A 21154-nucleotide genomic window follows, 5' to 3' on the forward strand; every position below is an offset into this window, starting at 1 on the left:
CCGGTCGATGCAGCCGTCCGGACCCCCGCGACCGGGGGGAGCGTGATCAGGGTCGCGCGGCGGACAGGCTGCATCTGCGCCGAACCCTAGCGCCCGCCCGCCAGGCTCAAATCGGTGTAAACCCGCAAACCCGCCCCGCCTCACCCCCGAACCTGCCGAAGGATCAAAGCCGCCCGCCTCACCCCCCGCTGTCCGTTGGCCGGGGCTGGCTCGAAGTGCCCAATCCCCGTCATTCCCGCGAAGGCGGGAATCCATAAACGCAGCGCCCGCTTCTCTCGTGAGGTCCAAAGTTTATGGATCCCCGCCTCCACGGGGATGACGATAGAGAGAGTGGCAGAAGTCGCCCACTTTTGGTCATTGGCGGCCCGCAATGGGCCGCCAATAGCCGTCATTCGGTGCGGCTCAGCTCCTACGCGGCCTTGTAGCGGAAGACGATCAATAGGCCGGCGACCACCATGCCGAGACCGATAAGCATGAGCGCTGACATCGGATTACCCAGGATCGCCCAGTCCATTGCGGCTGTCACGCCGGGAACCAGGTAAAAGAGGCTGGTGACGTTCACCAGATTGCCGCGTGCAATGAGCTTGTAGAGCAGGAACGTGGTGCCGACGGAGATCACGATCGCGAGCCACAGGACCGGCATCACGAACCCTACGTCCCACGAGCCGTAGCATGCACCGAAAGGTGCGACCGCACCGGCGAACGCAAGTCCGACTGCGTATTGTGTCGGCAGCACCACCCACGGAGCCTGCTTCTCACGCTTCTGAAGGATCGAGCCTGCGGTTATGCCGAGCAGCGAGAGCGCGGCGAACGCCAGCCCCAGCAGGTCGAACTGCATTGACATAAGCCCATCCGAAACGACCAGCGCGAGACCCACGAGGGCAAATACAAGCCCGAGGAGGCGCGGCACCGTCACACGCTTCTCAGTCAGAAAAATCGTGAGGATCGGCTGCACCCCAAGAAGCGTCGCCAGCGCTCCCGGTGTGATCCCGTTATCCAGAGCCAAGAGGTAGCAAGCAGAGTAGAGGCCGGCGATGAGGAAGCCGATCAGGGCATTGCGGAGCCGGGTGCCGCGCTCCGGCACCAGCGTACCATTCCAAGCCGCTACGCTAATTAGGATCGCAAGTGCAATCCCGTAGCGGAGGACAAGAAGGGCAAATGGAGAGCCGTGCCGCAGGCCGATCTCGGACACTATGGCGCCGCTGCTCCACAGCAGGACAAACGCCGTGGTCGGCAGGAGCGCCGACACATAACGATTAAACATTGGATTTCACCTGATGAACGTCGTGAGGCCCGCCCTTCGAGCGCGGGCAGTGCACCGGCAGTTAGCCGGCGTGGATCGACGCAGATGGCGGAGGTGCGCCGACGCGGCCGATCCGTTCAGTCCCTTCAGGCGGTGGCGGTGCGGACGCACGCGCGAACAGGTCTGCTGCACCGATCTGGTTATGGCGGCCGTTCGCGAACATGTGGCGGTGATAAGCCCGCCCTATCAGGCACGCAAGCCGTCAGGGCAGCTTATAACAATCTCAGCCCAGAAGCTGCCGGGCCGCTTCCCTCCCACTTCCGGTCGTCCACGATCGCCGAACCATCTCCTGAAAGCCGACCGGCAAGGGCGAGACCTGCGCCCATCCACCGCGTCATCCCGGCCTTGTGCCGGGATCCAGTGTTCCGCGAACCGGGCGGCGTGAAAGTGTGCGGTGCGGTCGATGCCGGGGCCGGCCCGGCATGACGCAGCGAGCGCCGCAGCAGGCTCGCACCAAAGCCGGGTGATCGCCGCCGCGTCGCGCCGTCAGCGCCTTCTCCACGGCCGCGGCGCCGGAGCGCATCGCGCCCGATCCGCGCCTCTCCCCCGTTCGCGCCGAGCCCGCCCGGGCACGTGCCGCCAGCATCCCGCACCGCCACAAGGCAGACGCGCGGCGCGCCCGATCACGTGCCGCAGAAGGTGGCGGCGACGCGCTCGTGCGGTTCGGGGGGCTGGGCGAGGTCGGCCGCATCCGGCTGGTCGGTGAAGGGCCGCGACAGCACGTCCATCATCCGGTGGAACGGCGCGAAATCCTCGCGCTGGACGGCGGCGGCGATCATCGCCTCGACCTGGTGGTTGCGCGGGATGAACGCCGGGTTCGCCCGCTCCATCGCGGCGCGCCGGGCGGCGGCATCCGGCCCGTCCGCCGCCAGCCGCTGGCGCCAGTCGCGCGCCCAGTCATCAAAGGCGGTGGGATCGACGAACAGCGCGCGCACCGGCTCGTCCTCGCCCGTCACCGCTTTGGCCAGCAGGCGGAAGAACAGGGTGAAGTCGACCTGATTTTCCGTCATCCGCACCAGCAGCGCCTCGATCAGCTCGCGGTTTTGCGCCGCCGCTTCCGCGCTGGCCGAAGGCAGGCCGATCTTGGCCGAAAGGCCGCCGAAATAGGCCAGCTCAAAGGCCGGCGGGAAGGCGGACAAGGCCGTTTGCGCCTCCGCCACCACCGCTTCCTCGTCGCCCTCGAACAGCGGCAGCAGCGTCTCGGCGAAGCGGGTCAGGTTCCACAAGGCGATGCGCGGCTGGTTGCCGAAGGCGTAGCGGCCCGCCCGGTCGATGGAGCTGAATTTCGTCGCCGGATCATAATGATCCATGAAGGCGCAGGGGCCATAGTCGATCGTTTCGCCCGATACGGCCATGTTGTCGGTGTTCATCACGCCGTGGATGAAGCCAACGTTCAGCCACTTGGCGACCAGCGCCGCCTGCGCCGCGATCACCGTGTCCATCAGCGCGCGATAGGGGTTTTCTGCAGTCTTTGCAGCGGGATAGTGGCGCGCGATGACATGGTCGGCCAGCAGCCGAAGCCCTTCCACATCGCCGCGCGCGGCGAAGAACTGAAAGGTGCCGACGCGGATGTGGCTGGCGGCGACGCGGGTCAGCATCGCGCCCGGCAGGAACTCCTCGCGCATGATCGCGTCGCCCGTCGTCACCGCCGCCAGCGCGCGGGTGGTGGGGATGCCGAGCGCCGCCATATATTCGCTGACCAAATATTCGCGCAGCACCGGGCCAAGCGCCGCGCGCCCGTCCCCCGATCGCGAAAAAGGCGTGGTGCCGGAACCCTTTAGCTGGATGTCGCGGCGCTTGCCCGCGCGGTCGATCACCTCGCCCAGCAGCACCGCGCGGCCGTCGCCCAGTTGCGGCTGGAAATTGCCGAACTGATGCCCGGCATAGGCCTGGGCGATCGGCTCCGATCCGTTGGCGATGGCGCGGCCGGAGATCACGTCCAGCCCCGCCGGGCTGTGCAGCCAATCGGGGTCGATCCCGAGATCCGCCGCCAGCGCGTCATTCGCCGCGATCAGGGCGGGGGAGGGGCTTTCCAACGGGCGAACCGCGGCAAAGAAGCGCGCCGGCAGGCGGGCGTAGCTGTTGTCGAACGCAATGGCCATCCGGCTGGAACCGCCCGCCTCCCCGCAAAGTTGCGTGTCGCTACAAAGAGCGCCGCGCGATGGTGGATCACCGGCCCCCCGCGCGCAAGGCGCGATCCGCCGCCGGAGACTTTTCGCCGCCCTGCGATCCAAGGCCTCTTGATCCATGTGGCTGCGCCCCCATCTCGAGGATGCGGACCGGGCCCCTCTGGCGCTCGTCTCAGGACGAACGTGATGTCGGACCGCATCGGGTTAGCTCGATGTAGGCCTGGCTGTCTGCCGTTTCACATCTGCGCTGATCCGATCGTTCAATCTTTGATTGGAGAGAGGCGTTGAGTTTTCTTCGTTACAATCTGACCCGCCTGCACGAGCGGCTGGATGAGCAGATCCGCACCGAGCTGAAGCGCCGCGTGCCGGATAGTTTGCGCCTGCTGCGGCTCAAGACATTGCGCCTGCGCGTCAAGGACAGGCTGCACGGCCTGGCATGGCAGCCGCAGGCGGGCTGAGCCTCGCCGCCCGCATCATCATTCCATCATCAACGCACGGCCGCGAGGCGCGGACCTGTCCGCCGATCGGGCAAGCTCCCCGCGCGGCCGTGCGTGCATCGAACAGGCAGGAACATCATGACCCTTATTCCCACGCTCGCCCTGGCCCTGGCGGCCGCTCCCGCCGCTCCGGCGCAGCCCGCCGCGCACAGCGTGTCCGTCGCGCATCCGGCGGGCGCTGCGGCGGCGGAGTATCGCGGCGAGATCGACGTACGCCACCGCCAGGTCGGATCGGCCGCGCCGGGCGGCCGGCCGTCGACGCTGCGCTGCATGTGGACCGCCAGCATGGAGGTGAACCGCACCGCCACCACCGCGGCCGGCACGCTCGCCGCGCGCAGCTTCGTTCAGGACAATGTCGCCAGCGGCAGCCGGCCGGGCTGGTGCAGCGCCAATCGCGCCGCGATCGCGCGTGACGTCGCCAGCCGCCTGGGCGATGCCAGCCGTCATCTCGCCAGCGCGGCGGCGGCCGATCGCGGCGTGCTGCTCGCCGACCTCGACCGGCTGGCGCAGGGCACGCCCGGCAACTGATCCCGCTCCCGCCGCGGCGCGCGCCGCCCCCTCCCCGGCGCGCCGCGGCATCATGGGCCCCCCGCTTCCTGGCTGATCCCGCCGCCGATGCGCTTCTCCCCTGCGGCGCGCGGCGGCGGCGGCCGGGGGGCGGGGCTGGCCCCCTTCCCGCGCGACGCGCATCGATAGGTGATGCCCGCCGCTTGCCCGCGCGCCTGCCGCTGCTAGGGTCGCAAGCGCCGGCACCAGAGGAGACCCGCTTTTGCCCCAAGCCCGGATGGTCAGAAAGCCAGCGGATTATTATCGCAGCCCGGAAAACAGCATCGGCTATCTGACGCGGCTGGTATTTCGCAATTTCTCGCGCGTGCTCGAGAAATACACCCTGCAGCATGATATTTCCGCCGGCCAATGGCGCTTCCTGCGGCAATTGTGGATCGCCGACGGCATCACCCAGCGCGAGCTGAGCGAGCGGGTCGGCATGCGCGAGCCGACCACGGTGGTCGCGCTGAAGGGGCTGGAGGCCGCCGGCCTCGTCCGCCGCGAAAAGAGCGAGATCGACCGGCGCAAGATCTACATCCACCTCACGCCCTTCGCCCGTTCGCTGGAGGAAAAGCTCGCCCCGCTGAACGCGGAGGTTCACGCCATCGCGACCGCGGGCATGAGCGACGAGGAAGTCGAGACGCTGCAACGCCTGCTGCGCCAGGTGATCGGCAACCTTGCCGAAGAAGCCCGCAAGCTCCCCACCGTCACCGACGTGCGCGCCTGATCGGCAGCGGGCAGAGGTCGCCCGCCGCCGGGGCGAGCCTTATCGAGTCCCCGTCTTCAAGCCAGCTCCTCGGCGAAAGCGGGCCCAGCCGGCACGCGCAGCCGCACAATCCAGAATCGAGATGACGCGCCAAATGTGGTGCCATCAGCCCGGCGCAACGCCAGGAACAAAGCCAGGTTTGATCCACCCAGATTAACGCCTCCCCGGCGAAGGCCGGGGCCCAGTTGCGCGACAAAGCTGGCAGGCACACCGCATTCTACCAACGCTCTCTCACCTGGCCCCGAGCTTCACCAAGGAGGTGCTTCCAGGAGCCTGGATCAAACCCTAACGCCCGCGTCGTCCCTGCGCGTCGACCAGCGCCTTGGCCAGCAGCCGCCGATGCGCCTTCGCCTCCCGGTCCAGCGAGATCGCGTAAAGCTGCTTCAGCAGCGCGACATCGCTCGGCGTCGCCGTCGCGGGCGGCGCCGTCTCCTCGAATAGGCCCAGGATCGAGTCGGGCGGCGGCGGCGTCGCGAGGCGGAACTCGGCCAGCGTGACGAGCGCGGCATAATCGCCCAGCGCGTGCGCATCGTTGCGCTGCCCGATGCGGTTCACGTCGATCACCACCGATGCGCCGATGATCGCGCGTGTCGCCTGCGAGGAGATCGCGCCTTCCTTGTACCGCTGCTGCACGCCGCCTTCGCCCATCGGCAGGCCACCGCCGCCGATCCCGCCGGCCACCTGAACGAACACCGGCTGCATCGACACGGGCGGCACGCCATCGGCGTCGCCCGTCTTGATGACATGCCACCAGCGGACCGGCGCATCCCCGCCCGACAGCGCGTCGCGCCACGGCGGCGGCACGTCCCGGAACTGATCGGGCGCGCGCGCCATCACGCGGCGTGTCAGCCCGGGCGCATCATCGGTAAAGGTGACGATCGCATTGGCGGTGCAGGGGGCAGGCGCCAGCAATGCGCCCACCTCGCGCGCCAGCGTGCTGATGCGCTGGTGAACGATCGCCGCGGTTTCCGGCGCGACACCGACGATCTTGGGGCAGAGCGGGACGATCCAGCGCGCGGCGGGCTGCTGGCCACGCGCGATCCCGGTGGCGTGGACGAACGCTCTCGCCCGCTCGCGTCGCTCCTTCATCCGGGCGCCGACCACGACGACATCGCCCGATGCCGCTGCCGTGTTGGCGGCTGCTTTGTCCTGCGCCAGAACGGGTGCCGCCGCGATCAGCGATGGCAGCAGCAATGGCAATGAGAGCAGCAGGCCACCGCTTCGAGCTTTTGCCAGACGCACATGCCGCATGCCCGTTCGCCCTGATTGTTGCGCCATATCGTGATGCCCTAATGCGCGCGATCGCTCAATGCGGGCGACAGGGTCACCCTGCTTCGCCACGGCCCCGCCACGCTTCCACGCGCGCCATTCGCCGACCCGGCCCCGACACGCCTGACAGGTTGCGCCGCCAACGGGCTTGTGGCAGCGCCACGCGCGGGATAGCTTAGCTATCTAAGCTTCCGGGGGAATGCGTTGATGGGGCCACTTTCCGATATCCGAGTCGTCGAACTGGGACAGCTGATCGCCGGACCCTTTTGCGCGCAATTGTTCGGCGACATGGGTGCCACCGTGGTGAAGATCGAGCCGCCGGGGTCGGGCGATCCGATGCGCCAATGGGGCGCGGGCGATCCGCCGGTGTGGTGGGAAGTGATCGCCCGCAACAAGCGCTCGGTCGCTGCCGATCTGCGCACGCCGGAGGGGCAGGAGATCGCCCGCCGCCTGATCGCCGGGGCGGATGTGCTGGTGGAGAATTTCCGCCCCGGCACGCTGGAAAAATGGAATCTCGCGCCCGCCGATCTGTGCGCGGCCAACCCCCGGCTGATCGTGGTGCGCGTGTCCGGTTATGGCCAGACGGGGCCCTATTCGGATCGCGCCGGCTTTGGCGGCATCGGGGAGGCGATGGGCGGCTGGCGCGCGCTGGTCGGCTCGCCCGACCGGCCGCCCTCGCGACTTGGCGTGTCGATCGGGGATAGCCTGGCGGGCACCTATGGCTGCCTCGGCGCGCTCGCCGCGCTGCATGAACGGCAGACCAGCGGCCAGGGCCAGATCGTTGATGTCAGCCTGTTTGAATCGGTGCTTCAGGTGATGGAAGGGCTGGTGCCCGAATATGCCGCCGCCGGCCATGTGCGCGCGCGCAGCGGATCGGTGCTGAAGGGGATTGCGCCCTCCAACGTCTATCCCTGCCGCGACGGCGAGCTGCTGATCGCGGCCAATCAGGACGCCATCTTCCGCCGCCTTGCCGCCGCCATGGGCCGGCCCGAACTGGCGGACGATCCGCTTTATGCCACCCATGTCGCGCGCGGCCAGCATCAGGATGCGCTGGACGCGATGATCGCGGATTGGTCGCGCGGCTATGACGTGGCGGCGCTGGAGGCGCTGATGGCGGATCATGCCGTGCCCGCCGGTCGCATGTTCGCCGCGCGCGACATGCTGGCCGATCCGCATTTCCGCGCCCGCGAGGCGCTGGTGGAGGTGGAAACGGAGCGGCATGGCGCGCTGCCGATGCAGGGCGTCTTTCCGCGCCTGTCGCGCACGCCCGGCGGCATCGCCCGTGCGGCGCCGGCCACGGTGGGCAAGGACAGCGCGGCGCTGCTGGCGGAGGCGGGCTATGACGCCGCCACCATCGCCGATCTGCGCGCCCGCGGCATCATCTAGGCGGTGGCCGGCCGCACGCTCCTTGATCGTATCTGGGACAGCCATCTCGTCGCGCAGGACGGCGGGGAGGCGCTGCTCTACGTCGATCTCCACCTGCTGCACGAAGTCACCTCGCCGCAGGCGTTTGCCGGGCTTCACGCGGCCGGGCGGGCGGTGCGGGCGCCGGCGCGCACGCTGGCGCTGTTCGATCACAATGTCCCGACCGAGGGGCAGGAGCGCGGCATCGCGGCCGTCGCCGATCCCGAGGCGCGGGCGCAGCTCGGCCGGTTGGTCGAGAATAGCGAACGCCACGGAATCGAGCGGTTCGCGATGGGCGATCCGCGCAACGGCATCGTTCATGTCGTCGCGCCCGAACAGGGCCGCACCTTGCCCGGCTCCACCATCGTCTGCGGCGACAGCCACACCTCCACCCATGGCGCATTCGGGGCGCTCGCCTTTGGCATCGGCACGTCGCAGATCGAACATGTCCTCGCCACCCAGACGCTGCGGCTGCGCAAGCCGCCGGCCATGCGCGTCACCATCACCGGCGCGCTCGCCCCCCTCGTGTCGGCCAAGGACATGGCGCTGGGCGTACTGGCGGCGATCGGCGTGGATGGCGCGATCGATCATGTCATCGAATTCGCCGGCCCGGCGGTCCGAGCTTTGTCGATGGAGGGGCGCATGACGCTGTGCAACCTTGCCATCGAGATGGGCGCGCGCTCCGCCCTGATCGCGCCCGATGCGGTGACGATCGCCTATCTCGAACCGCGCATCGGCGGTGCGCCGGACTGGCCGCGCCGCCGGGCGGCCTGGGCGACGCTGGCGAGCGACGCGGATGCGGTGTTCGACCGCGAGGTGACGCTCGACGCGGGGGATCTTGCGCCCATGATCTCCTGGGGCACCACCCCGGCGCAGGTGGTGCCGGTCGGCGGCCGGGTGCCCGATCCCGCGCTGGTGGCGGACGGCGCGGCGCGGCGGGCGCAGGAGCGTGCGCTGGCCTATATGGATCTTCGCCCCGGCCAGCCGATCGCGGGCCTGCCCATCGACCGCGTCTTTATCGGTTCGTGCACCAACAGCCGGATCGAGGATCTGCGCGCCGCCGCCGCGATCGTGCGCGGCCGGCATGTCGCGCCAGGCGTTTCCGCCATGGTGGTGCCCGGCTCGGGCCTGGTGCGCGCCCAGGCGGAGGCGGAAGGAATCGCCGCCACCCTTGTCGCCGCCGGCTTCGACTGGCGCCAGCCCGGCTGCTCCATGTGCGTCGGCATGAACCCCGATCGACTGGCGCCGGGCGAACGTTGCGCCGCGACGTCCAACCGCAACTTCGAGAACCGCCAGGGCACCGGCGGGCGCACCCATCTGATGAGCCCCGCCAGCGCCGCCGCCGCCGCGCTCGCCGGTTGCATCGTGGACGTGCGCTTGGACGTGCGCGGGCCCGGGGCCGGGCCCGAGCGCGGCGCCGGGCGCGGCGCTTGATCGGCCAAGCCGGCGCGATCTTTCCCGCGGCACGCGCGGCCGGTGGTGCGAAAGCCCCCTATAATAAGGCTTTGGAAGCGGCCACCGCGCCACCGTTCAGGAGCCCTGCATGTCTGACGCCATTGCCTCGCGTCTTGAGTTCATGGAATTCGACGCGGATCAGCGCGCCGCCTTGCGAGATACTCAGCCCGCCATCCGCGCCACCATCAGCAAGGCGCTGGACCGGTTCTACGCCCGCGCGCAGCGCACTGGGGAAACGGCCAATTTCTTCAGCAACGCCGCGCATATGGCAAAGGCGAAGGCGGCGCAGGAGAAGCATTGGGGGCATCTCGCCACCGCCCAGTTCGACAGCAATTATTACGAAAGCATCCGGCGCATCGGCGCCACCCATGCGCGCATCGGGCTGGAGCCGCGCTGGTATGTCGGCAGCTATGCGCTGGTGATCGAGGATCTGATCACCGGCGTGGCGCGCCGCGCGCCGTGGTGGCGGCGGCTGATGGCGGTGTGGCGGCCGGCGGCGGCGCAGGCAGCCACCAAGGCGCTCGTGAAGGCGGCGCTGCTCGACATGGAATTGTCGCTGTCGGTTTACTTCGAGGAAGCGCAATCCTCGCGCGAGATGGCCGTGGCTCAGCTGGAGGAGGCGCTGGCCGTGCTCGCGGCGGGCGATCTCACGCGCCAGCTTCGCGGCATGCCGCAAAGCTTCGCCGGGCTGGAAACCAGCTACAATGATGCGCTGGGCAAGATCCGCGAGATGATCGTGGCGGTGACGGACGGCGCCGGGCGCATCGACGCCGGCGTGCACGAGATCGCCCAGGCGTCAGAGGATCTCGCCCGCCGGACGGAGGGCAATGCCGCCAGCCTGGAACAGACATCGGCGGCGATGACGCAGATGGACGATCGGCTGAAGAACGGTGCGCAGGCGTCGCGCGCCACGGTGGAGCGCGCCGATCAGGCGATCGCCACCGTCTCCAGCGGGCGCAGCATCGCGGACGATGCGATGCAGGCGATGACGCGCGTGGCCCATTCCGCCAAGGGCATCGACAGCGTGATTGAGGGGCTGGACAAGATTGCCTTCCAGACGCGCGTGCTCGCCATGAACGCGGCGGTGGAGGCCGGGCGCGCCGGCGAGGCGGGGCGCGGCTTCGCGGTGGTCGCCGATCTGGTGTCCGCGCTGGCGATGCGCGCCGAGGAAGAGGCCGGCCGCGCGCGCGACCAGCTCACCTCCACCCAGGGGGATATCGGCGCGGCGGTGGAGATGGTGCAGCGCGTCGACGGCGCGCTGGCGAACATCTCGGAGGATGTCGGGCAGGTCCACGTGCTGCTCGCCGCGATCGCCAGCGACAACAATGCCCAGGCGGTTGCCATCGGGGAGATTTCCGCCGCCGTCGGCACGATGGATCGCTCCACGCAGCAGAACGCCGCCATGGTGGAGGAAACCTCCGCCGCCGCGCGCAACCTGTCGCAGGAGGTGGGGCAGCTGTCCGAACTGGCCCGCGCCTTCCGCACCGGCGCCAGCGAGGCGGGCGTCTCGCTCGCTGCCGCCGCTCACCGCCCGGCGCGGCGAGGCCCGACATCGCCCGCGATGCTCGCCGCCTGAGCGTTGCTGGCCGCCGGCTCAGGCGGGTTGGGCCAGCGCGCGCTCCTCGAAGGCCGAAATGGCGCCGGCGAAGCGCAGGGTGCGGCCGATATCGTCCAGCCCGTCGAGCAGCGCCCGGCGCACGCCGGGGTCGATCGTGAATGGCAGGCGGAGGTTGCCGGCCCGGATCGCCTGCGCCTCCAGGTCCACGTCGACCGGCGCGTCGGGCAAGGCGGCCAGCCGGTCGGCCAGCGTGGCGAGATCAGCGTCGGTCACGCTCGCCAGCAGCAGCCCGTTGGATGCCGCATTCCCCGCGAAGATGCTCCCGAAGCTTGGCGCGATGACGCAGCGGATGCCATGGCCGGTCAGCGCCCAGACGGCATGTTCGCGGGACGATCCGGAGCCGAAATTGCGCCCCGCCACGATGATCCGCCGGTCGGGCGCGATTGCGTAGCTGGCGTCGCCGCCACGCACGTCGGCGAACAGATGCCGCCCCAGCCCCTTGCGCTCCAGCCCCTTCATGAACCGCGCGGGCAGGATCTTGTCCGTGTCGATATCGGGGCTGGGCAGCAGCGCGGCGGGCGCGCTCAGCCGCGTCCACGGCCTCATGCCGCGCGCTCCCGTCCCCCAACCGACGCTGTGCCCGACGCCGCGCCCGAAGCCCCGACCGGCCCGTCGCCCCAGTCGCTCGCCAGCGTCTCCAGCAGCGCCTCGAACCGCGCCTCGCCGATCGTTCCGGCGATCTGGTCGGTCAGACCTCCCATGATGCCCTGCGCATCGGCGCGCATCCGTTCGCCGAAGGCCGTCAACGTCAATTGCTTGTGCCGCGCGTCGTCGGGATCGGGCACCAGCGTCACCATCCCCTTGTCGATCATCTGCGCCACCGTTGCGTGGATCGCCTGGCGCGAGATGCCCAGCCGCCGCGCGATGTCCGACGGGCGCGTGATGCCGCTGACGATGTTGATCATCACCATGGATTGTGCGCGGCTGACGTCCGGCCACCCATGATCATGCAATTGCGCCTGCAACCGCTCGTCCAGCCAGCAGAAACGCTGAAAAAGGTGCATCATCAGTTCGATCGACTTCATGGCACGGGTTAGAAGGCGTGGCGGCGGAATGCGCAAGCCGGCTTGCTCCGCCGATATGCTTAGCATACTAGGTATCACAGAGGGAGCAACCTTTGGCTGACGCAGCATCAGGTGAGTGCGGGATCGAGATCGTGGAGGTGTCGCCGCGCGACGGGCTCCAGAACGAGGCCGGCCTCGTCTCCACCGCCGACAAGCTGGCGCTGATCGACCGGGCGATCGCGGCCGGCGCGCGCCGCATCGAGGTGACAAGCTTCGTCAACCCCGCGCGCGTGCCGCAGCTTGCCGATGCCGATGCGGTCGTTGCCGGCCTGCCGGTACACGACGACGTGACCTTCATCGCCCTGGTGCTGAACCGGCGCGGCGCGGAGCGGGCGCTCGCCACGCGCATCGACGAGCTGGGCGCGGTCTGTGTTGCCAGCGACACCTTTGCCCTGCGCAACCAGAAGCAGACCAGCGCCGAAAGCCTGCTGGCGGCGCGCGACACGGTGGCGCTGGCGCGTGCCGCCGGCCGCGGTGGGCAGATCACCATCGCCGCCGCTTTCGGCTGCCCGCTCGAGGGCGAGGTGTCGCTCGCCCGCGTGATCGACATGGCGCGGCGTGCGGCGGAGGCTGGCCCGCGCGAAGTGGCGCTGGCTGACACGATCGGCGTCGCGGTGCCGGCGCAGGTGGCCGAGGCGGTGGGCCGGGTGGCGGAGGCGATCGCGCCCTTGCCCGTGCGCGTCCATCTGCACGACACGCGTGGCACCGGCATCGCCAATGTCTGGGCGGCGATCGAGGCAGGCGCGCGGGTGATCGACGCGTCCCTTGGCGGCACGGGCGGCTGTCCTTTCGCGCCGGGCGCTTCGGGCAATGTCGCGACGGAGGACGTGCTCTACCTGCTCGATCGGTCGAACGTCGCCACCGGCTATGACCGGGCGCTGGCAATCGAGGCTGCGCGATGGCTCGGCGGCGTGCTGGGGCGCGATCTGCCCGGCAAGCTCGGCCGCGCGCCCCAGTTTCCGCCGGCGAATTTGTCCCCGGCCAGCCTCTCCGGGGCCGGCGCATGAGCGTGCACGCCGATCTCGCCGCGCGCCTGGCCGCCGCCCGTGCCAGCGGCGTGCCGATCGCCCCGCCGCGCCACGATCATCCCGCGCTTGGCCTCGCCGATGCCTATCGGGTGCAGGATCTCGCCACCGCCGCGCGCCGTGCTGCTGGCGGGCAAACGATCGGCCGCAAGATCGGGCTGACCTCCACTGCCGTCCAGCGCCAGTTCGGCGTGGACGAGCCCGACAGCGGATGGCTCTGGGCCGATTGTCGCTTTTGCGGCGGCGACACCATCGCCCGGCCACTTATCGCACCGCGCGTCGAGGGCGAGATCGCGCTGGTGCTCGGCCGCGACGTGGACGATCCCGCGGACGCGGCCGGCGCCGTGGACCATTTCATGCCCGCGCTGGAGATCGTCGACAGCGCGATTGCCGGCTGGGACGTGCGTCTGTTCGATACGGTGGCGGATAATGCCTCAGGCTGGGGCGTGGTGCTGGGCGAGCCGGTGCGCGGCGTTCCGCTGCATGGGCTGGCCGACCTCACCATGGCGCTCGCGCGCAACGGCGTGGTGGAATCGCGGGGGATCGGGGGCGCCACCATGGGCGGCCCGCTCGCCGCGCTGGGCTGGCTGGCGCATCATGCCGACGGGCGGGGCCAGCCGCTGCGCGCTGGCGAGATAATCATGACGGGGGCGCTCGGCCCGGTGCTGCCGGCGCGCCCGGGCGACGCCTTCACGCTGGAAATCGCCGGCTGCGCGCCCGTCTCCATCAGCTTCGCGGATGCGACGGGCAGGCACGAGGCACCACAGGGCTGAGCGGGCAAAGGCACCGCCGGCGACGAACAGGACAAGGGGAGGGGTCGCATGGATCGACGCGATGTGGATGGGCTGGACGTGACCTTCATCGGCAAGGTGTCGCCCACCGCGCGGCGCATCCAGGCCGGCGGGCACCCGTGCCAGGGCATCTATTATGCGCCGGCCGGCCGACGCCCCAGAACGGCGGTGATCGCCACGCACTATAACGTCGATTTCAGCGAACATTATATCGCGCCCTATTTTGCCCGTCGCGGCTATGGCTTTCTCGGCTGGAACACCCGTTATCGCGGCTTCGAGGATCAGTTCCTGCTCGAACATGCCGTGCTCGACATCGGCGTGGGCATGCGCTGGCTGCGTGAGGAGGCGGGGGTCGAGCGGATCGTGATCCTCGGCAATTCGGGCGGCGGATCGCTGATGGGTGCCTATCAGGCGGAAGCGATCGCCCCCACGCTCGGCCATGCCCTGCCGCCCGCCGGCGAGGACGCGCTGGCGCAGCTCATCAAGGCGGATCTCTATATTTCGCTGAACGCGCATCAGGGCCGGCCGGAGGTGCTGACCGACTGGATGGATGCGTCTGTGGTGGACGAATTCGATCCCGTGGCGACCGACCCGGCGCTCGATCCCTTCAACCCGGACAATGGCCCGCCCTATGCGCCCCAGTTCGTCGAGCGGTATCGCGCGGCGCAGCGCGCACGCAACCAGCGGATCACCGATTGGGCCAAGGCGGAGCTTGCCCGGCTGAACGCGGCCGGCGTGCCGGACCGCCTCTTCGCGCTGTTCCGCTGCTGGGGGGATCTCAGGTGCATGGACCCGTCGCTCGATCCGTCAGACCGCGCGCCGCGCCGCTGCTATCGCGGCGATCCGGCGGTGGCGAACCGCACGCCCTCGATCGGCCGCGCCAACACGCTTCGCACCTGGCTCAACATGTGGAGCCTCGAAACCTCACCGTGCCAGGGCGCGCCGCATCTCGCCAAGTTCGATACGCCGGCGCTGGTGGTGCAGGGCACCGCCGATACCGGTGTGTTTCCCAGCGATGCGCGCAAGATCTTCGATCACATCGGGTCGGCGGACAAGGAACTGCAACTGGTGAACGGCGCGCATTACTTCGAGGATTCGGAGGCGCATCGCGATACCGCCGCCGATCTGATGGCGGCCTGGATCGAACAAAAGGCATGATCGCCGACGTCGCCACGCTTGCCGCGCTGCGCCGGCTGGGGCTGGTGGCGGAGGGGGCGCCGGTTGCGTTGACGGCGCTGTCGGGCGGCGTTTCGTGCGACGTGTGGCGCGCCGACATCCCGGGCCGGCCCCCGCTGGTGGTGAAGCGCGCGCTGCCGCAGCTGCGCGTTGCCGCCGAGTGGCTCGCCCCGGTCAGCCGCGCGGAAAACGAGGTCGCGTGGCTCCGCCGCGTGGCACTGATCGATCCCGCGCTGGTGCCCGTGGTGGTGGCGCATTCGCCGGCCGATCACCTGTTCGTCCTCGATTGGCTCGATCCGGCGCGGCACCCGGTCTGGCGGGACGAGCTGGTCGCCGGCCGGGTCGATCCAGCCTTTGCCGCCGGCCTCGGCGCCGCGCTTGCCCGCATCCACGCCGATACGGCCGGCGAAGCAGGCGTGGCGCGCGACTTCGGCGATCCCGCGCTTTTCGATGCGCTGCGCATCGCGCCCTTTTTCCGCACCACCGCCGATCGGGTGCCGGAGGTGGCTGCGCGCCTGCACGCCATCGCCGATGCCCTGGCGCAGCGGCGCATCGCGCTGGTCCATGGCGATGTCAGCCCCAAGAACATCCTGGTCGGCCCGACGGGCGGCGTGTTCCTCGATGCCGAATGCGCGGTATACGGCGACCCGGCCTTTGACCTTGCCTTCTGCACCACGCACCTGTTGCTGAAGCAGGTCTGGCTGCCGCAGCACCGCGCCGCGCTGGCGCAATCGGCACATCAGTTCGTCGCGCATTATCTCGCCGGGGTCCGTTGGGAGGAAGCCGGCCCGCTTGCCGACCGCGCGGGGGAGCTGGTCGCCGCGCTGCTCCTCGCCCGCGTCGAGGGAAAGTCGCCTGCGCCCTATCTCGACGATGCCGCCCGCGCGCTGGTTCGCGCCCGCGCCGTGGCGCTGCTGACGGGAGAGACGCCCGATGTCACCGATCTGATCGCCCGATGGGAGCCACGATGAGCCACGCAATCACCACCGTTCTCGCCCGCCAGCTATGGGATTCGCGCGGCCGGCCGACGGTGGAGGCCGAGGTGCGGCTGGCGAATGGCGCAGTCGGCCGGGCCATCGCCCCCGCCGGCGCATCGCGCGGCGCGCATGAGGCGATCGACCTGCGCGACGGCGGCGCGGCGTTCGGCGGCATGGGGGTGGCGCATGCGGTGGCCAATGTTGCGCGGGAAATCGCCCCCATGCTCGCCGGCATGGACGCGCGCGACCAGGCGGCGGTCGACGCGGCCCTGACAGCGCTGGACGGTACGCCGACCAAGCAGCGGCTCGGCGGCAATGCCGTGGTGGCCGTGTCCATGGCGGTGCTTCACGCGGCGGCGGCGGGGGAGGGGGTGCCCGTCTGGCGCTGGCTGGCGCAGGATCGCGCGGTGCGCCTGCCGCTTCCCGAGATCCAGATCTTCGGCGGCGGCGCGCATGCCGGACGGCGCACCGACATTCAGGATTTCATGGTGATGGCCCCGCACGCCGGCAGCTTCCGCCGCGCGCTGGAGATCACGGAAGGCGTGTATCGCGCCGCCGGCCGGTTGATGGCGGATCTCGCCCCGCTCGCCGGCGTGGCGGACGAGGGCGGCTGGTGGCCCAGCTTTTCCTCGAACGAACAGGCGCTGGACGTGCTGACCCGCGCGATCGAGGCGGCGGGGCGTCGCCCGGGCGAGGATGTGTTCATCTCGCTCGATATCGCCGCCAATGAATTCGGCGATGGCAACGGCTATCGCCTGGCGCTGGACGATCGCGTCCTGGACGGCGCGGCGATGGCGGAAACGGTGATCGGCTGGACGCGGCGCTATCCCATTCTCTCGATCGAGGATCCCGCCTCGCAGGACGATCTCGCCACCATGGCCGCCGTCACCGGGGCGATCGGCGGCACGGTGCAGGTGATCGGCGACGACGTGCTCGTCACCCGCGCCGAGCGGGTCGAGGCCGCCGCCGCTGCCGCGGCCTGCAACGCGGCGCTCATCAAGGTGAACCAGATCGGCACGGTGACGGAGGCGAAGGCCGCGCTGGATGCGGCGCGCATGCACGGCTGGGGCACGATCGTGTCGGCGCGTTCGGGCGAGACGGAGGATGTGACCATCGCGCATCTCGCGGTCGGCTGGGACGCAGGCCAGTTCAAGGTCGGCTCCTTCACGCGGTCCGAGCGGATGGCGAAGTGGAACGAGATGCTGCGGATCGAGGAAGCCATGGGCGCACAGGCCGCGTTCGCCGGCGCATCGGCCTTTGCCGCCCCGATCGCCGCCCGCCTCTCGCCGGCGGGAGGCGCGCGTTGAGGATCGTCATCGACACGCACCCCGGCGCCGGTTTTCAGGCGCAGATCCTTGCCGCCTTCGGCCCCGGCGCGGTCACCGCGATCGGACCGGGCGGTGCGCTCGGCGAGGCGGAGGTGCTGCTCCACGTCCTCCACCCCGTGTCGGCCGCCGCCATCGCCGCCGCCCCGCACCTGCGCCTCATCCAGAAGCTGGGCGTCGGCGTGAACACGGTCGCGCTCGATGCCGCCGCCGCGCGCGGCATCGCCGTCTGCAACATGCCGGGCGTGAATGCGCAGGCGGTGGCGGAAAGCGCGCTTGCGCTGCTGCTGGCGGTGCTGCGTCGCACGGTGCCGCTCGACGCGGCGACGCGCGCCGGGGAATGGGCGGTGCCCGATCATGTGCTGGATGACCTGGGCGAGGTGGCCGGGCGCACGGTCGGCCTGGTCGGCATGGGCGCCAGCGCCTCGCGGTTGGCGCGCGCCCTTGCGGCTTTGGGGGCGCAAATCGTCTATGCCGCGCGCAGCGACCATGACGTGCCGTATCGCCGCCTGCCGCTCGATACCCTGGTCGCCGAGGCGGATGTCGTGTCGCTCCACGTGCCGCTCACGCCCGAAACGCGGCACTTGGTCGATCCGCTGGCAATGAAGCGCGGCGCGGTGCTGGTGAATGTCGCGCGTGGCGGGCTGGTGGACGAGGCGCGGCTCGCCCGCGCGCTCGCCAGCGGTCACCTGCGCGGCGCTGGGCTCGACGTGTTCGCGACCGAGCCGGTGTCCCCGGACGATCCTCTGCTCGCCGCGCCCAATCTCGTCGTCAGCCCGCATGTCGCCTGGCAGACGCCCGAGACGCTCGCCCGCAGCCTCGCCGCCGCGGCAGAGAATGTCCGGCGCCTGGAAGCCGGCGCGCCGCTGCTGAACGTGGTGGCACCGGCATGAGCAGGCTTCCCGTCATGCTCGCCTCCGGCCAGCTCCTGACGGCGGAAAGCTGGGCGCCGCAACGCGCCGCCTGGGCGGATCGTGACGTGCGCCACGCCGATCACACGCGGGACGACACGATCGCCGGCATGGCGGATCGCCTGCTTGCCGCCGCGCCGCCCCGTTTCGCGCTGGTCGCGCATGCCATGGGCGGCTTTGTCGCCATGGAGGTGATGCGCCGCGCCGCGCCCCGTGTCGCGCGCCTTGCGCTCGTCGCCACCTTGGCCAGTGCGGACGGCCCGGCGCAGACGGCGCGGCGACAGGGTTATATCGATCTCGTCACCGCGGGCCGCTTCGATCAGGTGATCGAGGAGCGTATCCCCATGCTCTTTCCCTCCGACCGGCGCGACGACCCCGTCCTGCTTGGCGCCGCGCGCCGCATGGCGGCCAATACTGGCGCGGACACCTTTTTGCGGCAGCAGCGCGCGATCATGGGCCGGATCGACAGCCGCCCTTCGCTTGGCCGCATCACCGTGCCCGCCCTGCTGATCCGCGGCACGGGCGATGGCATCACCACCGCCGAGCAGCAGGCCGACATGCTTGCCGCCATCCTTGGGGCACGGCTGGAGACGCTACCCGGCGTCGGCCACTTGCCGATGCTGGAGGCGCCGGCGGCGACCACCGCCATTCTCACCCGCTGGATCGACGAGGCAGAGGCATGATCGACCTTCATTACTGCGCCACGCCCAATGGCATGAAGGTGGCCCTGATGCTGGAGGAAACCGGTCTGGCGCACCGGATCATTCCCTATGACATCTTCGAGGGCGATCAGCTTCGCCCCGGCTTCGGGCGGATCAATCCCAATCGCAAGCTGCCGGCGATCGTCGATCATGATCCGGGCGCTGGAGAGTCTCCGCTGCCTGTGTTCGAGTCCGGCGCTATCCTGCAATATCTCGGCGAGAAGACCGGGCAGTTCCTGGCGCCTGCCGGCCCGCTGCGCAGTCGCACGATCCAGTGGCTGACGTGGCAGGTCGCCGCACTCGGCCCGATGGGCGGGCAGGCGAGCCATTTCCTGCGCTATGCCCCGGCGGGCCAGGATTATGCCGTCGAACGCTACACCCGCGAATATGATCGCCTGCTGGCCGTGCTGGAAAACCGGCTGGCGGAAAGCCCGTATCTGGCGGGCGAGGAATATACGATCGCGGACATGGCCGTCTGGCCGGGGCAGGCGTCTGCCTTTGTCATGGGCCGGCAGGGGTCGGAACGGCCCGCCACCCGCCGCTGGTACGAGGCGATCGCCGCCCGCCCCGCCGTGCAGCGCGCCACCGCCCGCGCCGATCTGAAAGCGCCCGACAAATATCTCGGCCGCCACCAGAAGCTGTCGGAGGCGGAATGGTCCAACATGTTCGGCGACGCCATGCACGCCGCAGTGCGCGGCGACTGAGGCGCCGACCTCCGCCGTTATCCTGGCCGGGTGCGGGAGCTGCGCGAACGCGCAGGCTGACCATATGCCACGTCATTCCGCCCTGGGGGATCCAGGATCCGACAAACTCGACAGGTCAAAGATCCCGCAGACGCCGGACGCGCGGACAAGCACGTCCTGAGCTGTGCCGTCCGGCAAGGCGGCGGCGACATCTTCACCGCGCCGCGTGCTGGCGCTCCCCCCACAGGATCGAGCGATGCTCGTCGGTGAAGCCGTCCAGCCCGCCCTCGATCGTCTCCGGCCGCGCGATGCCAAGCGCCATGCCCTCACGCACCGCCGGTCGGGCGAGCATCGCCTGGCCCCAGCGCGCGACATGGGGATAGCGGCTCGCCTGCTCCTCCACCGGCCGGCGCAGATAGGGCAGCATGGCCATGTCGGCGATCGTATATTCGCCGCCCGCCACCCATTCGGTCTTGGCCAGCTGCCCGTCCAATACCCGCAACAGGCGATCCACCTCGCGCGTGTAGCGTTCAATGGCATAAGGGTGCCGCTCCGCCGCGTAGAAGCCGAAATGCGCTGCCTGACCGAACATCGGGCCGACGCCCGACACCTGGAACATCAGCCATTGCCAGCAGATCGCCCGCGCCACGGGATCGGCCGGCAGGAAGCGTCCTGCCTTTTCGGCCAGGTAGAGGAGGATCGCGCCCGTTTCCCACAGGACGAACCGGCCTGCCGGCCCGTCCTCGTCCACGATCACCGGCGTCTTGTTGTTGGGGTTCAGCGCCAGGAACTCGGGCGTCAACTGGTCGCCGGCCAGGATGTCCACGTCCTCCAGCCGCCATTCAAGGCCCATCTCAAGCAGCGCGATGGCGATCTTGCGCGCATTGGGCGTCGGCCCGCCATGAAGCACGATCATATTCCCGTTCCTCTCTCTCTGGCCGCGCCCAGATCGGACTTGCGGCCTCATCGAACTGCGTAGAGGCGGTGTCGCGCGCCCTGGTCGGTGCGCTCGCCCACCCCGATCGCCAGAATGCCGTTCAGCCAGGCATAACCCGGATGCGCGGTTTCGAACACGGGCGCGATGCGCAGGTAATAGCGCCCCGGGTCGACCGCGCCTGCCCGCGCGGGATCGGCAAATTCCGCCCGCACATCATCCGGGATCACGCTGCGCCCGCCATAGCTCACATGGATGAGCGCGCCGTCGTCGGTCTGCCAGATCGCGCGGGCATCCATCGTGCCGACCGATCGATCATCGTCCAGCCGCCCCGCCACGGACCAATTTCCCCCGCCCGGCAGCACCATGCCCGACAGTCGCGGCCCGGCGAAGCTGCCACCGGTGACATAGCCGATCCTGCGCTCCCCGAACGGCGACGTGCCGAGCGCCAGAATGCCGCCGGCGACGTGGAAATCCACCGTGCACAGATAATCGCCCAGCACGGTTTCCCCGATCGATCCGGCCATCATCGCTCTCCCCTAGACACTTACTAAATTAATTAGTAGCCTAAGTGAAATGT

At 69.8% G+C, this 21154-nt stretch carries 21 protein-coding genes; 14 read left to right on the forward strand and 7 right to left on the reverse strand.

Going from position 1 to position 21154, the window contains the following annotated elements; genetic code table 11:
* Positions 1-409: 409 nt before the first annotated feature.
* Together BMX36_RS16415 and BMX36_RS16420 are read right to left on the reverse strand one after the other, a co-directional pair.
* On the reverse strand, positions 410-1264 hold the full coding sequence (locus tag BMX36_RS16415) for a DMT family transporter (protein ID WP_093067179.1): 855 nt from the start codon (positions 1262-1264) through the stop codon (positions 410-412).
* Between the two features lie 662 nt (positions 1265-1926).
* Positions 1927-3405 (reverse strand): protein adenylyltransferase SelO, encoded by a 1479-nt coding sequence (locus tag BMX36_RS16420; RefSeq protein WP_093067181.1) that lies wholly within the window; start codon positions 3403-3405, stop codon positions 1927-1929.
* A gap of 311 nt (positions 3406-3716) precedes the next feature.
* On the opposite strand from BMX36_RS16420, the gene BMX36_RS16425 reads away from it, so the two are divergent.
* From BMX36_RS16425 to BMX36_RS16435, 3 genes are all read left to right on the forward strand, one after another.
* Positions 3717-3890 (forward strand): DUF465 domain-containing protein, encoded by a 174-nt coding sequence (locus BMX36_RS16425; RefSeq protein ID WP_093067183.1) that lies wholly within the window; start codon positions 3717-3719, stop codon positions 3888-3890.
* A 117-nt stretch (positions 3891-4007) separates the two neighbouring features.
* On the forward strand, positions 4008-4457 hold the full coding sequence (locus BMX36_RS16430; protein WP_093067185.1) for a hypothetical protein: 450 nt from the start codon (positions 4008-4010) through the stop codon (positions 4455-4457).
* 241 nt (positions 4458-4698) lie between these two features.
* On the forward strand, positions 4699-5202 hold the full coding sequence (locus BMX36_RS16435; RefSeq protein ID WP_231731932.1) for a MarR family winged helix-turn-helix transcriptional regulator: 504 nt from the start codon (positions 4699-4701) through the stop codon (positions 5200-5202).
* A 324-nt stretch (positions 5203-5526) separates the two neighbouring features.
* Here the strand turns inward: BMX36_RS16435 and BMX36_RS16440 are convergent, their stop codons facing one another.
* Positions 5527-6492, reverse strand: a complete 966-nt coding sequence (locus tag BMX36_RS16440) for a hypothetical protein (RefSeq protein ID WP_093067187.1) — start codon at positions 6490-6492, stop codon at positions 5527-5529.
* A 225-nt stretch (positions 6493-6717) separates the two neighbouring features.
* Here BMX36_RS16440 and BMX36_RS16445 point away from each other — a divergent pair, with 225 nt between their 5' ends.
* The 3 genes from BMX36_RS16445 to BMX36_RS16455 all read left to right on the forward strand — a co-directional run bounded on the left by BMX36_RS16445 (position 6718) and on the right by BMX36_RS16455 (position 10945).
* Complete coding sequence (locus BMX36_RS16445) at positions 6718-7896, forward strand: CaiB/BaiF CoA transferase family protein (protein WP_093067189.1); 1179 nt, start codon at positions 6718-6720, stop codon at positions 7894-7896.
* 3 nt (positions 7897-7899) lie between these two features.
* Positions 7900-9348, forward strand: a complete 1449-nt coding sequence (gene leuC, locus BMX36_RS16450) for a 3-isopropylmalate dehydratase large subunit (RefSeq protein ID WP_093067191.1) — start codon at positions 7900-7902, stop codon at positions 9346-9348.
* Positions 9349-9457: 109 nt separating this feature from the next.
* Positions 9458-10945, forward strand: coding sequence for a methyl-accepting chemotaxis protein (locus BMX36_RS16455; protein ID WP_093067193.1), 1488 nt, complete (start codon positions 9458-9460; stop codon positions 10943-10945).
* Between the two features lie 18 nt (positions 10946-10963).
* Here BMX36_RS16455 and leuD read toward each other — a convergent pair whose 3' ends face one another.
* Positions 10964-11533: a 3-isopropylmalate dehydratase small subunit gene (gene leuD / locus BMX36_RS16460; protein WP_093067195.1), complete on the reverse strand. Its 570-nt coding sequence runs from the start codon at positions 11531-11533 to the stop codon at positions 10964-10966.
* Complete coding sequence (locus BMX36_RS16465) at positions 11530-12012, reverse strand: MarR family winged helix-turn-helix transcriptional regulator (protein WP_093067197.1); 483 nt, start codon at positions 12010-12012, stop codon at positions 11530-11532. Before BMX36_RS16465 ends, leuD begins: the two co-directional genes overlap by 4 nt.
* A gap of 92 nt (positions 12013-12104) precedes the next feature.
* On the opposite strand from BMX36_RS16465, the gene BMX36_RS16470 reads away from it, so the two are divergent.
* Genes BMX36_RS16470 through BMX36_RS16505 form a run of 8 tightly spaced genes read left to right on the forward strand, consistent with a single transcriptional unit; the run spans position 12105 to position 19661 of the window.
* Positions 12105-13058: a hydroxymethylglutaryl-CoA lyase gene (locus tag BMX36_RS16470; RefSeq protein WP_093067199.1), complete on the forward strand. Its 954-nt coding sequence runs from the start codon at positions 12105-12107 to the stop codon at positions 13056-13058.
* Positions 13055-13849 carry a 2-keto-4-pentenoate hydratase gene (locus tag BMX36_RS16475; protein WP_093067201.1) on the forward strand — a complete coding sequence of 265 codons (795 nt, stop codon included), beginning with the start codon at positions 13055-13057 and terminating at the stop codon, positions 13847-13849. Before BMX36_RS16470 ends, BMX36_RS16475 begins: the two co-directional genes overlap by 4 nt.
* 48 nt (positions 13850-13897) lie before the next feature.
* The gene (locus BMX36_RS16480) at positions 13898-15025 is read left to right on the forward strand and encodes an alpha/beta hydrolase (RefSeq protein WP_093067203.1); all 1128 of its coding nucleotides are present in this window, start codon (positions 13898-13900) and stop codon (positions 15023-15025) included.
* Positions 15022-16014, forward strand: a complete 993-nt coding sequence (locus BMX36_RS16485; protein WP_093067205.1) for a phosphotransferase family protein — start codon at positions 15022-15024, stop codon at positions 16012-16014. The genes BMX36_RS16480 and BMX36_RS16485 overlap by 4 nt, the downstream gene beginning before the upstream one ends.
* Positions 16011-17327, forward strand: a complete 1317-nt coding sequence (gene eno / locus BMX36_RS16490; RefSeq protein ID WP_093067207.1) for a phosphopyruvate hydratase — start codon at positions 16011-16013, stop codon at positions 17325-17327. Before BMX36_RS16485 ends, eno begins: the two co-directional genes overlap by 4 nt.
* Positions 17324-18238, forward strand: coding sequence for an NAD(P)-dependent oxidoreductase (locus BMX36_RS16495; RefSeq protein ID WP_256210852.1), 915 nt, complete (start codon positions 17324-17326; stop codon positions 18236-18238). Before eno ends, BMX36_RS16495 begins: the two co-directional genes overlap by 4 nt.
* A complete protein-coding gene (locus BMX36_RS16500) occupies positions 18235-18939 on the forward strand; it encodes an alpha/beta fold hydrolase (RefSeq protein ID WP_093067209.1) in 705 nt (234 codons plus the stop codon). Before BMX36_RS16495 ends, BMX36_RS16500 begins: the two co-directional genes overlap by 4 nt.
* Positions 18936-19661, forward strand: coding sequence for a glutathione S-transferase N-terminal domain-containing protein (locus tag BMX36_RS16505; protein ID WP_093067211.1), 726 nt, complete (start codon positions 18936-18938; stop codon positions 19659-19661). The genes BMX36_RS16500 and BMX36_RS16505 overlap by 4 nt, the downstream gene beginning before the upstream one ends.
* Positions 19662-19854: 193 nt before the next feature.
* Here the strand turns inward: BMX36_RS16505 and BMX36_RS16510 are convergent, their stop codons facing one another.
* Positions 19855-20556: a glutathione S-transferase family protein gene (locus BMX36_RS16510; protein ID WP_093067214.1), complete on the reverse strand. Its 702-nt coding sequence runs from the start codon at positions 20554-20556 to the stop codon at positions 19855-19857.
* A 47-nt stretch (positions 20557-20603) separates the two neighbouring features.
* The gene (locus BMX36_RS16515; RefSeq protein ID WP_218142195.1) at positions 20604-21101 is read right to left on the reverse strand and encodes a DUF3237 domain-containing protein; all 498 of its coding nucleotides are present in this window, start codon (positions 21099-21101) and stop codon (positions 20604-20606) included.
* Between the last annotated feature and the right edge of the window lie 53 nt (positions 21102-21154).

The sequence above is a fragment of the Sphingomonas sp. OV641 genome, from assembly GCF_900109205.1.
Classification (GTDB): domain Bacteria; phylum Pseudomonadota; class Alphaproteobacteria; order Sphingomonadales; family Sphingomonadaceae; genus Sphingomonas.

Coding starts and splice junctions, on each gene's coding strand:
- BMX36_RS16415 (WP_093067179.1), bottom strand. CDS start 1,264: ATGTTTAATCGTTATGTGTCGGCGCTCCTGCCGACCACGGCGTTTGTC.
- BMX36_RS16420 (WP_093067181.1), bottom strand. CDS start 3,405: ATGGCCATTGCGTTCGACAACAGCTACGCCCGCCTGCCGGCGCGCTTC.
- BMX36_RS16430 (WP_093067185.1), top strand. CDS start 4,008: ATGACCCTTATTCCCACGCTCGCCCTGGCCCTGGCGGCCGCTCCCGCC.
- BMX36_RS16440 (WP_093067187.1), bottom strand. CDS start 6,492: ATGCGGCATGTGCGTCTGGCAAAAGCTCGAAGCGGTGGCCTGCTGCTC.
- BMX36_RS16445 (WP_093067189.1), top strand. CDS start 6,718: ATGGGGCCACTTTCCGATATCCGAGTCGTCGAACTGGGACAGCTGATC.
- BMX36_RS16455 (WP_093067193.1), top strand. CDS start 9,458: ATGTCTGACGCCATTGCCTCGCGTCTTGAGTTCATGGAATTCGACGCG.
- leuD (WP_093067195.1), bottom strand. CDS start 11,533: ATGAGGCCGTGGACGCGGCTGAGCGCGCCCGCCGCGCTGCTGCCCAGC.
- BMX36_RS16465 (WP_093067197.1), bottom strand. CDS start 12,012: ATGAAGTCGATCGAACTGATGATGCACCTTTTTCAGCGTTTCTGCTGG.
- BMX36_RS16475 (WP_093067201.1), top strand. CDS start 13,055: ATGAGCGTGCACGCCGATCTCGCCGCGCGCCTGGCCGCCGCCCGTGCC.
- BMX36_RS16480 (WP_093067203.1), top strand. CDS start 13,898: ATGGATCGACGCGATGTGGATGGGCTGGACGTGACCTTCATCGGCAAG.
- BMX36_RS16485 (WP_093067205.1), top strand. CDS start 15,022: ATGATCGCCGACGTCGCCACGCTTGCCGCGCTGCGCCGGCTGGGGCTG.
- eno (WP_093067207.1), top strand. CDS start 16,011: ATGAGCCACGCAATCACCACCGTTCTCGCCCGCCAGCTATGGGATTCG.
- BMX36_RS16500 (WP_093067209.1), top strand. CDS start 18,235: ATGAGCAGGCTTCCCGTCATGCTCGCCTCCGGCCAGCTCCTGACGGCG.
- BMX36_RS16505 (WP_093067211.1), top strand. CDS start 18,936: ATGATCGACCTTCATTACTGCGCCACGCCCAATGGCATGAAGGTGGCC.
- BMX36_RS16510 (WP_093067214.1), bottom strand. CDS start 20,556: ATGATCGTGCTTCATGGCGGGCCGACGCCCAATGCGCGCAAGATCGCC.
- BMX36_RS16515 (WP_218142195.1), bottom strand. CDS start 21,101: ATGGCCGGATCGATCGGGGAAACCGTGCTGGGCGATTATCTGTGCACG.